This is a genomic window from Acinetobacter sp. AB03 (assembly GCF_058107045.1).
Genome location: NZ_JBUEBA010000002.1, coordinates 813,442 through 828,299, shown reverse-complemented (window position 1 = coordinate 828,299; position 14,858 = coordinate 813,442). Strand labels below are relative to the sequence as shown.

Sequence of the window (14,858 nt, the reverse complement as noted above, 5' to 3'; positions counted from 1 at the left end):
GCATTGCATCAAATTATTAGGAGATAAACTCAGTGCAAGGAGTTTTGATAGTCAAGTGAATGAGATCCATGCACGTGTAGCAGTCCTTAACAGATTTACGGAATTAGGTCGACCACTTACCCAAGTTACGCCTTAAATTTGGCTCAATTAGGGGCGCTTTGCATTTAAAATCTTTGTGCAACAAAGCCGATTAAAAATATCATTTAAAATTTAATTGATCCATTCTCGAGGGACTTGAGGGATTTTAGATGTTCTCACACAAAGCCTTCTAATTAAGAATTGAGGAATACCAAAAATCAAAAGATTTAAATTGTAGTCAGAAGGTAATTTCACTTGATTTGTTAAATAATCTCGCTCTGAAAATCTTAGTAGTTTAAGTTTAAACCAAGTTTCACTTGCTATCTCTTTACGGTAAATAACATTAGGAGCATAGTAATGAATATTATTTTTCAATTTAAATTGGGTGAAATATAAACAATTAAATTGATTGAAAAATGATTTATGAAGGAAGTCTAATCTATACCATTCGGCATCACTTATATCATCAACACCATTATTTCCCCATACATTTAAATTATGCTTCCTTAAAAAATTTCTTTTATCCGTACAGAAATACGTATTTATTTTTTTTACTACGGTATTAATATAAATATGATAATTCACATAAGGTTCTTGTCCCATTATTAAACTAAGTAAAATTAGATTTTTATGTAAATTTTCAGTTCTTAATAAAGCAAAGGTATTAATTTTTTTACTCAACTCTCTACTGTTTAATTTTTTATCTAATTGCAATCCAAGTGCCCAATAAAACAACTCATTAGTATCTTCAAAAGAATTGAGTTCCCCTATTCGAAAGAGTTGAAATTTTATTACTTCTTCAAAATCATAAGCATCTTTACTAGTTGGTAAATGGACTGTGAAATCAACAAATTTTTCTAAGTAATCGCCATTCATTTCTGAATCATAGCCATAAAAACTTTTAACTGATTGTAGCAATTGTGGCTTATTCATCACTAAAACAAAAACAATTTTAGGAATATCAAAGAAATGCTTAATCCTTTCAATCAAACGAATTGCAAAATCAGGACGGCAACGATCAAGTTCATCAATAATAAAAACTAATGGTTTTTCTAACTTATCAGCTAATTGATTTAACTCCTTTTTGAAATCTTGAATCGTCTCTTTTTCTAAGTGATGATTTTCAATTTTCTTTTCTATATGTTCCTTGAGTTTCCCAGTTATTTCATCACTAACTGAGTCATAAACATCTTTGCCATCTTTATAAACTTCTTGAAGTGCCTCACCTGCACCACCAAGACCAATCCAATGCAAGCCAGCTTTTGCTGCGATTACAGGAAGTATTGCGGCTAAAGAAATTAAGACAGATGCCGTTTTCTCATTAAAACTATTCACATCTTCATCATCAATATTGTCTGAACTTTTAAATGCTTGGCTAATCTCAGCAGCGATAGTTAAAAATGGATCATCTAAATAATCATTAGCAAATGCATCTAGATAAATCACATTATGATTTTCATCTTCTAAATGTTTTTGCCAGTGTCGAACAAACCAAGTTTTACCCTCCCCCCAACGAGCATCTAAAGCGAGTACAGCTCCACACTGCAAACGATCAACATAATTCGTTAGTTGAATACCCAAACGCTTACGATCCCAAAGGTCACCTTCCCAAGCTGTTTCTATATTCTCTAAATTTGTTCGTTGCCAATTCAGTTGATTCGTATCTGTCATCGTATTTATAAAGTAGTAAGTTGTTCATAAATATAAGCTATTTTTTAGGCAAAGCCTATGTTTCTTAAACGCTACATTTACATTCAACTTTAGTGTTAAATTGATTATTATTCACACGCTTTTGTGCTAATTTAGAAGTGAGAAATTAGCATTTCATATGCAAATATCCATATGAATTTACTAGGTTTTATTCTTTAAAAAATACAGCTATTATCAAGATATAAGCTGTATTTAACCCGTGATACATTAGAACAGAAATCTGCACGTATAATCAGTTGATAATAAGGAGAAACAACCATGGCATACCAAAACATTTTAGTCCCTGTAGACGGTTCAGAAACATCATATGCAGCAGTTGCGCAAGCGGCTGAACTTGCTAAAGCATTTGGCGGTAAAATTACAGTCGTTCAAGTACTTGCACTTGACCCTTACATTGCAGCTGAATACATTTCTGCAACTCAAACCAATGACTTAATTGAACGTGCGCGTACTTCAGTTTTGAAAACGCTAGAGGAAGCTGCGGCTAAATTTAGCGATCTGGGCATTCCAGTTGAAGCAAAACTACTTGAAGGTCAGGTGGTGCACCGTGAAATTATCAAAGAAGCAGAAACATCTAAAGCAGACCTGATTGTCATTGGCTCTCATGGCCGCACAGGTTTAAAACGTTTATTCCTAGGTAGTGTTGCACAAAGTGTTTTAGGTGAAGCGCACATTCCTGTTTTAGTTGTTCGCCAGTAATACATCGAGTGCTCTACTTCTACGGAAGTAGAGCATTTCTATTTTAAATATCCCACTGAAACTCTTTCATTTTCACTTTGTCCCCAATCACTAAAATACCTTCCGCCATAAGTAACTGTGCTTGAATGTTCTGTCCCTGATCATTCAGTTTACTTAGGCTAATTTTCCCTTGGGAGTTGATTACCCGATACCAAGGTAAACTACTGTCTGCATCCATATGTTTCAGCACATAACCCACTAAACGCGAATGTTTGGGAATGCCTGCTAAACGTGCAATTTGTCCATAACTGGCTACCCGCCCATAAGGAATCTGAGCGATCACCTGAAAAATCATCGGGGCTAGTTCTTTGACTATCGATTCTGCCATTTCAAATGTGCCCTATTCTAAGTATTCCATAATGACATCATTATTTGATTCAAATAAACCAGCTCATTCATTCTAAAGAGCCCCAATACAGGGGCTTCTTGATTGAGCAAATCACTAAAAATTATCAGGACTTTCCAGCCGTTTCACTTCCTGAACTCGCTCAGGGTTATGCACCGCGGCAATGCCGTCATCCGCTTTAACATCAATCAATGCTTCAGGTTGATAGACAATAATGGTTTCATAGCCCTGTGCATCTTCACCAATAATATACTTGAAACCTTTACGGTTCATTTTATTACACAGGCGTTGATACCAACCTTTAAAACCTGTCTTTTCTTCATTCGGGTTGTAGTAAAACGCATTCATTACAGCAGGTAATCCTAGACCGCAGACCATACCTGAAAGCAACACGGCGATAAAAGTATAACCAATCAAAATACTGCTGTATTCACTTAACTCAGGTACGTTAGCTACCGCTAAGATCAGTGCTAAGGAAATCCCTCCCCGTACTCCGCCCCATGACAAAATCGCCAAACTTCCGTTATAACTTTTCTTACGGAAAGAGGGAAAAAAGGCAAAAGATAAATAGTTCGCTGCAAAACGTGAAGCATGCAGAATAATAAAAGCGATGATGCCACCAAAAATTAGACTAAAGCTGAGATCTAAAATAAACAGTTCCAAACCAATTAAGGTGAATAAGAACGAGTTAATAATCCCTTCAACCGTATGCCAAAAATGGTTCACTTCCCGTATTTCGCGCTCTTGTAAAATTTCTTTCCATTTATTCCCCACAATCAAACCACCGATGACGCATGCAATCGGTGCTGAAGCATGGGCAAACAGTGCAACCAAGTACGAACCACAGGCCAAGAGTGCTGTGGTTAAAATGAGAGACTCCATTTCGTGCTTACCACGTAGTAGTCGCAAGATCCCTAAACCAAAGGCCCAACCAATAATGACGGCGACAAAAATTTCATAGAGTAAGGTCTGCAATACCCCCATGACGGTAAAGTTTTCACCTTGTAATACGTTTAAAAGCGTCATAAACAAGGCAATACACATGGCATCATTAAATAGTGATTCGCCTTCGAGCTTGACCATTAAATGATGGGGTGCACGTACCGAACTGAGTACGCCTTTGATCCCAATCGGGTCCGTTGCACCCAATGCAGCACCCAACAGCAAAAGCACCAATAAATCGACATGCTGCCCAATGATGAACTGATAACCATAAAGCACCACCCCAAAGAACACGGCACACAGAACCAACGCAATACTGGCTAAAATACTGATTGGCTTCCAATAACTACGTAAATCTGAGACTTTGAACTTCAGTGCAGAAGAGGTCAAAATGAAGCAAATCACGCCATTGATTAAAAAATCATAAAAATCGATATGACGAACCGCTTCTTCAATGTTGTGAATATTGATGGTAATAAACTGATTACCACTCAGCAGGCTCGCGCCCCACTGTAAAATAAAGACAAAAATGGCAGAAACGATGGGTACGCCAATAGCTTGGGGAAAACCTAAAATACGTTTATTGAAAATAGTCGTTGCAATGGATAATGCAAATATAACGGTAAAAACTTGTAGAAAAAAATAATTTCCCATTGAACTTCCAAATTGGGCGGTTGGGGAGATGGCGGCTTTCAGTGCTTATCTATGGAATAAAAATTCATTTCATACACATTGATGCTCGAAATATTTTAATCATTTTTCACATCAACGCCCGAAAAAAATAATTTTTTTAACATTTCTCCTGATGATGAATTAACATAGCGCATATGCATGTTTTTTATGCGTGAACTTTCCCTTTGGCCAAGTTTGATCTCCTATGCAATTCACTTTTAAAACCATCTTTCGGATGTTCTTCGCACTGATTATTTTCCTAACCACCTTTGCGTTGTTTCTGACCTGCTTTGCAAAAACCAAAGAAATTTTACAGGCTGAGCAAACTTTTGCCTCAGCCCAAAGTTTTAAAATGAACTCTCGTCCCGATCAAACACTGGTTCTACTTTCAAACAATAAAGCTCCCGATGATCATATTTATTTGCATGTGGCCAATCAGGGTTATATCGCCAAACTCAGCTGTGATCATTATTTAACTGACATTTGTGTAGATGACTACAACGAACAACATACCCGCCAAATTCAGTCAATTGAACTACTCAAAGCGGGGCAGTTTAACTATATTCAGCAAGTCAGTTATCTCGATACACGGACACAAGATGTTAAAACATTGCGTTATACGCCTGAGCAAATTCAGCAGTTTTACCACGCAGATATGAGCAACTTAAAGTATGTGGTGTTTGGGGTATTGTTATTTGCCTGTATTGCATTATATGTGAGTGTCCGTATTGCTCGAAACTTTAAGCAGTTCTTAAACCGCTAGAATGAATTGCTTGAAATAAAAAAAGAGGCGATCAATCGCCTCTTTTTTATAGCTTAAATGGCTTGATTAAAAGTATCACAACTTTCAACTTGACCCGACTTAAAGCCCGTGCCAAACCAAGTCATACGCTGTTGACTAGTTCCATGGGTAAAGCTATCAGGGACCACTTGCCCTGTTGCCCGCTTTTGTAAGTAATCATCACCAATCTTATGTGCCGCATCCATCGCTTCTTCAACATCTCCTTGCTCTAAGAACTGGGTCCGTTGATTGTTATGATGCGCCCATACTCCTGCTAAACAGTCAGCCTGTAACTCTTGGCGTACCGATAAAGCATTGCCTTGTGCTTTTGAGCCCTGTGCACGAGCCTTTTGTACTTGTTCAGAAATCCCTAAAATAGTTTGAATATGATGTCCAACCTCATGTGCCACTACATAAGCCTGAGCAAAGTCGCCCGCTTGATCTTGGCGCGCCAACTCCGTTTGGTTTTGCTCACCGCCGATCCCCATTTGAGTCCGCATGTCTTTAAAGAAAGCGGTGTCGATATACACCTTCTGATCTGCTGGACAGTAAAACGGCCCCATTGCAGACTGAGCAGTACCGCAACCCGAATTGATCACTCCTGAAAACATCACCAGCTTCGGTGGAACATATTGTTGTCCCAATTGCTGTTGGAAAATTTGACCCCATGTGTCTTCAGTGTCGGCCAGTACAGTACCGACAAAGTCCATCGCTTCCTGCTGATCAGGCGTTGGGTTATCCAAACCTTGAGTTTCTGCCGCTCCAGTTTGTGCGGTCACTTGTTTAGTGGCTTGGTAGGCTTGCTGCGGATCGACTCCTAGAAATTTCCATGCCACAAAGGCCACGATCAGCCCTAAAATACTGATGCCACCCGCCTTGACACCGCCACCACCGCGACGATCCTCGACATTGCTACTGACACGACGTCCCTTCCAACGCATAGCACTCTTCCTTCTTCTAATACATGCTGACCCGATCCAGTTTATGCCTTTTTTGAGCTCGGCCAAACTTTTTTAATCAAGCTCACAATAGCCAATACAATCAAACCAGCCACAAAACCAATCACTAAGTTAATCAGTGTTGGGGTTAATGCTCCCACAATGCTTCCCACAGTTGGAATATGTTCAGCATAATCCACTGAACCTTCAGTGAAATGATGCAATAAAGGCACGCCGTGGGAAATAATGCCACCACCCACTAAAAACATCGCGATAGTGCCCACGATGGTTAAGGTCTTCATCAGTTTTGGTGCAAAAGCCAATAAACCACGGCCAATAGTTTGCTTAAATGAAGAGGCTTGCTGAGTTAGATACAGCCCTAAATCATCAATTTTGACAATCATCGCCACAAAACCATACACACCGACGGTCATTAAAATGGCAATTACAGACAACACCATGACTTTGGTTGAAAAAGTTGTAGCAGCCACAGTCCCCAGTGAAATCACTACAATTTCTGCCGACAAAATAAAGTCGGTACGAATCGCCCCTTTAACTTTATCTTTTTCAAAAGTCGCCATATCCGTTTCAATCGCAGTTAATTCTTGGCTGGCTTCTTCTTCGGTTTTGGCTTTTTTGTGATGCAAACTGTGCAGGACTTTTTCGACCCCTTCATAACATAGAAATAAACCACCAATCATTAACAGTGGCGTGATCAGCCACGGTGCAACCACACTAATCAACAGCGCCGCAGGGACTAAAATTAATTTATTAACAAAAGAGCCTTTTGCCACAGCCCAAACCACAGGCAGCTCACGGTCAGTACGAACCCCGCTGACCTGTTGAGCATTGAGTGCTAAATCATCGCCCAAAACACCCGCCGTTTTTTTTGCCGCCATTTTACTCATGACCGCAACGTCATCTAATATCGTGGCAATATCATCTAGTAATATTAATAAGCTACTCGCCATTTATTTTTATCCATCTTGAGAATTCTGACATTTTAATCTGTGATCTAAGCTTTTGAATATTTGTTTTTTGAAATTTAACTGATTTTATAATTTTTTCACTGCAGTTTTTTTAAGACTGACATTGAAAAAGATTATGCCGTACAATGTCTGCATTCTTTGAAAATAGCATGTCGCTACGACGACTTTGGAAATAGATAATGAGTAATCAAGACAACCGTCCTGTTATTTTGACAGGCGACCGTCCAACGGGACAACTTCATTTAGGGCACTTTGTCGGATCTTTACGTTCACGTGTGGGTTTGCAGGATTCACACCATCAGCATTTATTATTGGCCGATGCGCAAGCCTTTACTGACAATGCCGATAACTTTGAAAAAGTTCGCCGCAATATTCTTGAAGTTGCCACAGATTACTTAGCAGTCGGGATCGACCCAACCAAAACCACCATTTGCGTGCAGTCGAGCTTACCAGCGCTGAATGAACTCACCATGTTGTATCTCAACTTTGTGACTGTGTCTCGTTTAGAACGTAACCCAACCATCAAGTCTGAAATTCAGATGCGTGGTTTCGAACGTGATATTCCAGCGGGTTTCTTATGCTACCCAGTTGCACAAGCAGCAGATATCACCGCATTTAAAGCAACGGTTGTACCTGTAGGTGAAGACCAGATTCCAATGATCGAACAGACCAATGAAATCGTACGCCGCTTAAACCGTCAGATTGGTCAGGAATTACTGCCTGAATGTAAGGCCCTGCTTTCTAATATGAGTCGTTTACCTGGCTTTGATGGTAAAGCCAAAATGTCGAAATCTTTGGGCAATACCATTGTGTTGGATGCAACCGATAAAGACATTAAAAAAGCTGTTAATGCGATGTACACCGACCCGAACCACCTGCGTGTTGAAGACCCAGGTCAGGTTGAAGGTAATATCGTATTTACGTATTTAGATGCGTTTGATCCAAACAAAGAAGAAGTTGAAGAACTGAAAGCACATTACCGCCGTGGCGGTTTAGGCGATGGTACGGTGAAAAAACGTCTTGAAGGCGTATTGAAAGAGCTGATCACGCCAATTCGTGAACGTCGTATGGAACTTGCGAAAGATCCTGATTACATCATGGATATTTTGAAGACTGGTACAGACAAATGTCGTGATATTACTCAACAGACTCTAGATGAAGTTAAATCGGGTTTAGGGGTGTTTCATTTCTAATCCGTTCTTAAACTAAAGCGCATATTTAAGCCTTTCTCACTGAGAAAGGCTTTTTTGATCACTAAACAAACAAAAATAAGCCACATGCATCTCAAAAACTGACATTTAGTGTCGTTTGTTAACCTAAATTTACAGTAATTAACGTGAATACTCATGAAATAAGAATGCACAGCCCTTATGATAAGTCCATAGCTTAGATTAACCCTGAGATATAACGTTTCTCCTTTTTACCGAAACTGTGTAACAACAGATTCGTAGTTCTACGCAATGAATACCCCAATCATTGCGTATTTTTTTGCCTAAAATTTGTCAAATCACAATTAAATCCGCTTTCTCATTACGTGCCAACAAACTTAGACATTCTGTTTTTTGAATGCTATGCTAAAGCCCAATTTCAATACAATTCTTTTTAAAAATTTACACTTAACTGATAACAGCATAAAAATAGAGAACCTTTAGAATGTGGGAATTATTTACTCACCCATCCAATTTAATTTTTAGTATTTGCCTCAGTCTGATGTTTTTATTGGGACTGCTCGAATTGATTCTATTGGTGTTAGGGGGCGGCTCACAAGGCCTACTTGACCAATTCCTACCTGATGACTTAGGCAGTACTAAAGACGTCGACATTGCACTAGATGCCGATCAAGGTTGGCTCAACGCCCTGCTGGATTGGTTGTTTATTGGCCGTGTTCCTCTCTTGGTTTGGCTGATTATCTTCCTCACTCTATATAGCTTAAGTGGCTTTATTCTACAGTCCATTCTTCAAACTTGGACGGGAAGCTATTGGAGTGCATGGATCATGGCACCACTTTGCCTCATACTTTCGATGCCTATGATTCGTTACAGCGCCATGCTGATTGCTAAAATTTTGCCACAAGATGAAACCACAGCAATTTACAGTGAAGAGCTGATTGGACGAACAGCACTGATTATTTTAGGTGAAGCTAAAGTCAACTCACCTGCTCAAGCACGAGTCCAAGATCAGTTTGGGCAAACGCATTATGTGCTGGTTGAACCTGAAACAGACCTTCATTTTTCTCAAGGTCAAGAAGTCATTTTGACTCAAAAAACCAAGATTGGCTTTAAGGCCATTTCACTTTAATTCTTTCATTTTGTACTTATAACTTTAAATAAAATCGGGACCCTTATGCTCAGCAACAATTTCTATAACATTCTTACATTCTTATTCTTGCAGGGATTATCTTTGCAGCTCTGGTTACTATCGGCATTATTATTGCCCGTCTGTACCGTCGTTCCAGCAAAGAAATCTCTTTCGTACGTACAGGTTTTGGCGGCGAAAAAGTTATTTTAGGTGGCGGTGCAATTGTACTGCCTGTATTACATGAAATTATCCCTGTTAACATGAACACGCTACGTTTAGAGGTTCGCCGTGCTGATGACCAAGCGCTCATTACCCGTGACCGTATGCGTGTCGATGTCATGGCGGAGTTCTATGTGCGTGTAAAACCTTTGGCTGAATCAATTGCAGTGGCCGCGCAGACTTTGGGACAAAAAACCATGTCTCCAAATGAGTTGAAGAACCTTGTGGAAGGCAAATTTGTCGATTCCTTGCGTGCAGTCGCTGCTGAAATGGCGATGGAAGAGTTGCATGAAAAACGCGTGGACTTCGTGCAAAAAGTACAACAAGTGGTGTCTGAAGACTTACATAAAAATGGTCTAGAGCTTGAAACGGTGTCATTAACAGGTTTAGACCAAACAGGTTTTAAATACTTTAACCCTCAGAATGCATTCGATGCTGAAGGTTTAACCAAGCTGACAGAAACAATTGAAGACCGTCGTCGTAAACGTAATCATATCGAGCAAGACGCTGACCTTGCCATTAAGACCAAAAACTTAGAAGCAGAACAAGCGCGCCTACAAATCATTCGTGAAGAAGAATACGCCAAACTACAGCAAGAGCGTGAAATTGCAATTCGCCGTGCAGAGCAACTGGCTGAAATTGCCTCACAAGAAGCTGAGAAAAAGCGTGAAGCAGAAGAAGCACGTATTGCAGCTGAGCGTGAAGTCGAGTTAAAGCGTATTGGTGCAGCACGTGATGTGGAAAGCCAAAATATTCAAAAATCACAAATTATTGAACAAGCGCAGGTTGAACAAAAGAAAACCATTGAGCTGGCTGAACAGTCACGTGCCATTGCAATTGCTGAAAAGTCGCGTGAAGAGTCTGAAGCCAAAGCTTCTGCTGACCGTGCCCGCGCTGAAGCGGTTAAAGCTGAAGAAGAAGTGATTACCGTACGTGAAACCCAGCGTGCTGAGCGTCAAAAAGCAGTTGAGTTGGTTGCGGCGAAACAAGCTGCAGAAAAAGATGCGATTGCGATTACGGTTGCAGCTGAAGCAGGCAAACAAGCTGCTGCCGATGATGCCGAAGCCGTTCGTATTGCTGCGGAAGCTCAAGCTGAACAAGCTCGCTTAAAAGCCAAAGGTGAAGCAGATGCCAAAATACTGTTGGCTCAGGCAATGGAAAAACAATACCAAGTCGACGCGGATGGTACACGTGCAGTGAATGAGGCCAACAACGTCTTATCTCCTGAGCAAGTTGAAATGCAAATTCGCCTAGCATTGTTAAAATACTTACCTGAGATCATTCGTGAAAGTGTTAAGCCGATGGAAAACATTGATGACATTAAAATTCTACAGGTTAACGGTTTAGGCAATGTCGGTTCAGCTACAACTGGAGGTGATGGTGCGGAATCTTCACAAGTTGCTTTGTCTGATCAAGTGGTGAATAGTGCGCTACGCTATCGTACCCAAGCACCATTAATTGACAGCTTGATGAATGAACTGGGGATTCAAGGCGGCGACATCAATGGTTTAACCCAAAGCTTAAAACCGCAAAGCAAAGCTCAATAGTAGTTAGACTTACAATCCAAAAACGCGACGATCTGTCGCGTTTCTTATCATCTGCTTTAATATTCAACTTTCTACAAAATACACATTTAAGCTTTTAAAACGATAAACCTAAGAATTCACTCAGCACCGTAAGCCCATCATCTATTATAAAAATTTAAGTTATCTTCGTTCTTAAGTCGATTCACTCGCCACCAGTGAATTCAAAGAAGTAATGTAAACATCCTAGACCTTACAATTGAGTGAAAACATTCTAAACAGTAACACAGTAACGGAAAAAACTTTTTAATGAATAAATAGAATTAAGCTATTTAGTGCAAACGTACCCAAAAGAAACGAATCAATTGCCCACGATCATAAGGAAAATTTGAAAGGTACTCATATCCAACTTTATTTCTTTTGTTGACTTTAATTTCAATACCATACCCAAAAGAAACACTAAGCATATCCAAGTCAGAACTGTGAAACTCCCCTGTCCCCAATTTATGACTCAAACTATCCGAATTGTAAGCCGTGTAGTTAAATACGCGAATATACTCATTCTCATAAAAATCGTTATTGATCAATGTATAATCGTTTTCTTCTTCATCATGTTGTGCCGCTAACTGCTAATAATAGTGGAAAATATCATCACTCAAAGACTCAGCCAAGTAGACGTCTTCATTTTCAGCATAAGCGCTATTCATCGCTAGCCCGAACAAGAATAAGCAACGACAAAACAATAAATGAATCGGCTTTAACATCTGTAATATTATGTCTTCAAAAGAATTATTTTAATTATGAATATAGCATAGTCTCCTATATAAACAGTGAACACCAAATATTTATCAATTCTCAGATTGTTAAGTACATAGCAAATCTTGCTCTAATTTAACCATTTTGTCTTTTGTCCAATATGGCTTTTTCAATGAGGCTAAATATAGTTTTCAGCTGAGTTTAAACACTCTAACCCCCATATTATTTTTATACAGAGAAATGTATTAGGGCAAACCAATATGCTCTCCACAAAAAAGCCGTATGTGCAATTAAGACATACGGCTTTTTCCTTTAAAATATAAAAGGCTTAAACTAAACCTTTGTCCTTTAAAAGTTGGAACATCGTTGAACCGAGTTCTGCTGGGCTACGCGTGTACGCCATCCCCGCCTTTTCAAATGCTGCAAACTTTTCTTCAGCAGTCCCTTTACCACCAGAAATAATTGCTCCCGCATGTCCCATACGCTTGCCTTTCGGTGCTGTTACACCGGCAATATAACCCACCACAGGTTTAGTCACATGCGATTGAATATATTCAGCTGCTTCTTCTTCAGCCGTACCACCAATCTCACCGATCATGATAATCGCTTCAGTTTGCGGATCTTCTTGGAACAGTTTCAAACAATCAATTTGGTTCATGCCCGGAATTGGATCACCACCAATACCAATACAGGTGGATTGACCTAAACCAAGCTTAGTCGTTTGCGCAACCGCTTCATACGTCAATGTACCAGAGCGAGAGATAATTCCGATTTTACCTGGTTGATGAATATGACCTGGCATAATCCCGATCTTACATTCACCGGGAGTAATAATACCCGGACAGTTTGGACCAATTAAACGCGTGCCATTACCATTGGTTTCAAGATAACGCTTAGCTTTGAGCATGTCTAAAGTTGGCACACCTTCTGTGATGACCACAATCAGTCCAACACCTGAATCCACTGCTTCAATAATTGAATCTAATACAAACGGTGCTGGCACATAAATCACAGTCGCATCTGCGCCTGTGCCTGCAACGGCATCTTTCATGGTGTTAAATACAGGTAAATCTAGATGGGTTGTGCCACCTTTACCAGGAGTTACCCCACCAACGACTTTGGTTCCATAATCTAGCGCTTGTGATGAGTGGAATGTACCATTTTTGCCTGTAAAACCTTGTACCAATACTTTGGTGTCTTTATTAATTAATACGCTCATATTGATACTCCTTACGCTTTTACTGCAGCAACAATTTTTTCTGCGGCATCCGACAAGCCATTTGCAGAAATCAATTTCAAACCTGATTCATCAAGTAATTTGGCACCCAATTCAGCATTGTTCCCTTCTAAACGAACAACCACAGGTACGGTCACATTTACTTCTTGAACCGCTGCAATAATTGCTTCAGCAATCATGTCACAACGTACAATTCCACCGAAGATATTAATCAATACCCCTTGTACAGAGGTATCTGCCAGAATAATTTTAAACGCTTCAATCACACGGTCTTTGGTTGCACCACCGCCGACATCAAGGAAGTTCGCAGGTTGGCCGCCATAGAGTTTAATAATATCCATGGTTGCCATCGCAAGGCCCGCACCATTGACCATACAGCCAATGTTGCCTTCAAGCGCGACGTAGTTGAGGTCAAATTCAGACGCTTTCAACTCCCGTTCATTTTCCTGTGACTTATCACGTAGCGCAGCAATTTCTGGTAAACGATACAGCGCGTTTGAATCGATCCCCACTTTGGCATCGACACATAGGATGTCACCATTTTCACGCACAGATAGCGGGTTAATCTCAAATAAAGCAAAGTCATTCTCGATGAATGCTTGATACGCAGCAGACATCACTTTCACAAATTGATTCACTTGACCATCTTTAAGGTTCAACTTAAATGCAACTTCACGTGCTTGAAATGGTAATAAGCCGACCAAGGGATCAACTTCAACTTTGATAATTTTTTCAGGGGTTTCTTCAGCAACCTTTTCAATTTCGACGCCACCTTCGGTTGAAGCCATAAAGGTCACACGACGGCTTGAGCGGTCAACCACTGCACCTAAATACAGTTCACGCTCTACAGGATAAACATCTTCCGCGACAAGTACGCTATTTACAGGTTGGCCATGGCTATCGGTTTGATAGGTAACAAGGTTGGTCCCGATGATGCTTTTTGCATATTCAGCAGCTTCCGTTGCTGACTTTACAACTTTTACGCCACCCGCCTTACCACGACCACCTGCATGCACTTGGGCTTTCATGACAGCAAATTTTCCGCCTATTTGTTCAAAGGCTTTTACTGCTTCGTCTGGAGTGGTGGCAAGTACGCCCTCTTGAACAGGCATACCATATTTTTTTAATAGCGCTTTAGCTTGATATTCATGTAAATTCATCGACTAACCTTTTTATTACTGCTTATTTACTTTTTGTTGCACCGAAACTGTTTACTATCACAGTAACCATTTTGGATTTTTAAAACTTCTTGTCTTTATTTTTAGATGATTCTTCATGAGAAGACAACACCTGAAACAAAAAAGAGCGACCGTAGTCGCTCTTTTCGTTGTCTTATTTGCGTTTACGCTGGATTGCGTGAATCGCTCGACCATCCACTGCAAGTGCAGCTTCATGAACCACTTCAGAGAATGTTGGGTGACCGAAAGTCATCAACTGTAGATCTTCAACCGAAGATACAAACTCAAGTGCAATCATACCTTGGTGTACGATATCAGACGCAGCAGGCCCAATCACGTGCATACCCAGTAAACGGTCAGTTTTTGCATCAGCAACAAACTTCACGAAACCAGCATTTTCACCCGCAGCCATTGCACGGCCGTTTGCAGCGAAACCAAATTGACCCGTTTTTA

12 protein-coding genes and 2 pseudogenes are annotated in these 14,858 nt (G+C 40.1%); 6 read left to right on the top strand and 8 right to left on the bottom strand.

The window, feature by feature from the left end:
* Window positions 1–136, top strand: a pseudogene (locus ACY3FQ_RS04355) (IS5/IS1182 family transposase); the annotation flags it as partial.
* Between the two features lie 74 nt (window positions 137–210).
* Here the strand turns inward: ACY3FQ_RS04355 and ACY3FQ_RS04350 are convergent.
* Window positions 211–1,749, bottom strand: a complete 1,539-nt coding sequence (locus tag ACY3FQ_RS04350) for a KAP family P-loop NTPase fold protein (protein ID WP_489773643.1) — start codon at window positions 1,747–1,749, stop codon at window positions 211–213.
* A 297-nt stretch (window positions 1,750–2,046) separates the two neighbouring features.
* On the opposite strand from ACY3FQ_RS04350, the gene ACY3FQ_RS04345 reads away from it, so the two are divergent.
* The gene (locus tag ACY3FQ_RS04345) at window positions 2,047–2,487 is read left to right on the top strand and encodes a universal stress protein (RefSeq protein ID WP_004695589.1); all 441 of its coding nucleotides are present in this window, start codon (window positions 2,047–2,049) and stop codon (window positions 2,485–2,487) included.
* A gap of 43 nt (window positions 2,488–2,530) precedes the next feature.
* Here ACY3FQ_RS04345 and ACY3FQ_RS04340 read toward each other — a convergent pair whose 3' ends face one another.
* Together ACY3FQ_RS04340 and ACY3FQ_RS04335 are read right to left on the bottom strand one after the other, a co-directional pair.
* The gene (locus ACY3FQ_RS04340) at window positions 2,531–2,854 is read right to left on the bottom strand and encodes an MGMT family protein (protein WP_183174794.1); all 324 of its coding nucleotides are present in this window, start codon (window positions 2,852–2,854) and stop codon (window positions 2,531–2,533) included.
* A 114-nt stretch (window positions 2,855–2,968) separates the two neighbouring features.
* Window positions 2,969–4,468 (bottom strand): cation:proton antiporter, encoded by a 1,500-nt coding sequence (locus ACY3FQ_RS04335; RefSeq protein WP_078388592.1) that lies wholly within the window; start codon window positions 4,466–4,468, stop codon window positions 2,969–2,971.
* A 223-nt stretch (window positions 4,469–4,691) separates the two neighbouring features.
* Between ACY3FQ_RS04335 and ACY3FQ_RS04330 the strand changes: the two genes are divergently transcribed.
* Window positions 4,692–5,249, top strand: a complete 558-nt coding sequence (locus ACY3FQ_RS04330) for a hypothetical protein (RefSeq protein WP_005400421.1) — start codon at window positions 4,692–4,694, stop codon at window positions 5,247–5,249.
* Window positions 5,250–5,302: 53 nt separating this feature from the next.
* On the opposite strand, the gene ypfJ is transcribed toward ACY3FQ_RS04330, so the two are convergent.
* Window positions 5,303–6,208, bottom strand: coding sequence for a KPN_02809 family neutral zinc metallopeptidase (ypfJ, locus tag ACY3FQ_RS04325; RefSeq protein ID WP_058870080.1), 906 nt, complete (start codon window positions 6,206–6,208; stop codon window positions 5,303–5,305).
* 41 nt (window positions 6,209–6,249) lie between these two features.
* Window positions 6,250–7,176 (bottom strand): DUF808 domain-containing protein, encoded by a 927-nt coding sequence (locus ACY3FQ_RS04320; protein ID WP_489773642.1) that lies wholly within the window; start codon window positions 7,174–7,176, stop codon window positions 6,250–6,252.
* Window positions 7,177–7,373: 197 nt separating this feature from the next.
* Here ACY3FQ_RS04320 and trpS point away from each other — a divergent pair, with 197 nt between their 5' ends.
* From trpS to ACY3FQ_RS04305, 3 genes are all read left to right on the top strand, one after another.
* Window positions 7,374–8,387 carry a tryptophan--tRNA ligase gene (gene trpS / locus ACY3FQ_RS04315; RefSeq protein ID WP_004695576.1) on the top strand — a complete coding sequence of 338 codons (1,014 nt, stop codon included), beginning with the start codon at window positions 7,374–7,376 and terminating at the stop codon, window positions 8,385–8,387.
* A gap of 460 nt (window positions 8,388–8,847) precedes the next feature.
* Window positions 8,848–9,492, top strand: a complete 645-nt coding sequence (locus ACY3FQ_RS04310; protein ID WP_010327282.1) for a YqiJ family protein — start codon at window positions 8,848–8,850, stop codon at window positions 9,490–9,492.
* 77 nt (window positions 9,493–9,569) lie between these two features.
* Window positions 9,570–11,258 carry a flotillin family protein gene (locus tag ACY3FQ_RS04305; RefSeq protein ID WP_489774386.1) on the top strand — a complete coding sequence of 563 codons (1,689 nt, stop codon included), beginning with the start codon at window positions 9,570–9,572 and terminating at the stop codon, window positions 11,256–11,258.
* Between the two features lie 1,060 nt (window positions 11,259–12,318).
* Here the strand turns inward: ACY3FQ_RS04305 and sucD are convergent.
* From sucD to ACY3FQ_RS04290, 3 genes and pseudogenes are all read right to left on the bottom strand, one after another.
* On the bottom strand, window positions 12,319–13,209 hold the full coding sequence (gene sucD / locus ACY3FQ_RS04300; RefSeq protein WP_279690548.1) for a succinate--CoA ligase subunit alpha: 891 nt from the start codon (window positions 13,207–13,209) through the stop codon (window positions 12,319–12,321).
* An 11-nt stretch (window positions 13,210–13,220) separates the two neighbouring features.
* Window positions 13,221–14,387 (bottom strand): ADP-forming succinate--CoA ligase subunit beta, encoded by a 1,167-nt coding sequence (sucC, locus tag ACY3FQ_RS04295; protein WP_058870082.1) that lies wholly within the window; start codon window positions 14,385–14,387, stop codon window positions 13,221–13,223.
* A gap of 172 nt (window positions 14,388–14,559) precedes the next feature.
* Window positions 14,560–14,858 (bottom strand): annotated as a pseudogene (locus ACY3FQ_RS04290) (dihydrolipoyl dehydrogenase); the annotation flags it as partial.

Coding starts and splice junctions, on each gene's coding strand:
- sucD (WP_279690548.1), bottom strand. CDS start 13,209: ATGAGCGTATTAATTAATAAAGACACCAAAGTATTGGTACAAGGTTTT.
- ACY3FQ_RS04320 (WP_489773642.1), bottom strand. CDS start 7,176: ATGGCGAGTAGCTTATTAATATTACTAGATGATATTGCCACGATATTA.
- ACY3FQ_RS04340 (WP_183174794.1), bottom strand. CDS start 2,854: ATGGCAGAATCGATAGTCAAAGAACTAGCCCCGATGATTTTTCAGGTG.
- ypfJ (WP_058870080.1), bottom strand. CDS start 6,208: ATGCGTTGGAAGGGACGTCGTGTCAGTAGCAATGTCGAGGATCGTCGC.
- sucC (WP_058870082.1), bottom strand. CDS start 14,387: ATGAATTTACATGAATATCAAGCTAAAGCGCTATTAAAAAAATATGGT.
- ACY3FQ_RS04345 (WP_004695589.1), top strand. CDS start 2,047: ATGGCATACCAAAACATTTTAGTCCCTGTAGACGGTTCAGAAACATCA.
- ACY3FQ_RS04335 (WP_078388592.1), bottom strand. CDS start 4,468: ATGGGAAATTATTTTTTTCTACAAGTTTTTACCGTTATATTTGCATTA.
- ACY3FQ_RS04350 (WP_489773643.1), bottom strand. CDS start 1,749: ATGACAGATACGAATCAACTGAATTGGCAACGAACAAATTTAGAGAAT.
- ACY3FQ_RS04310 (WP_010327282.1), top strand. CDS start 8,848: ATGTGGGAATTATTTACTCACCCATCCAATTTAATTTTTAGTATTTGC.
- trpS (WP_004695576.1), top strand. CDS start 7,374: ATGAGTAATCAAGACAACCGTCCTGTTATTTTGACAGGCGACCGTCCA.
- ACY3FQ_RS04330 (WP_005400421.1), top strand. CDS start 4,692: ATGCAATTCACTTTTAAAACCATCTTTCGGATGTTCTTCGCACTGATT.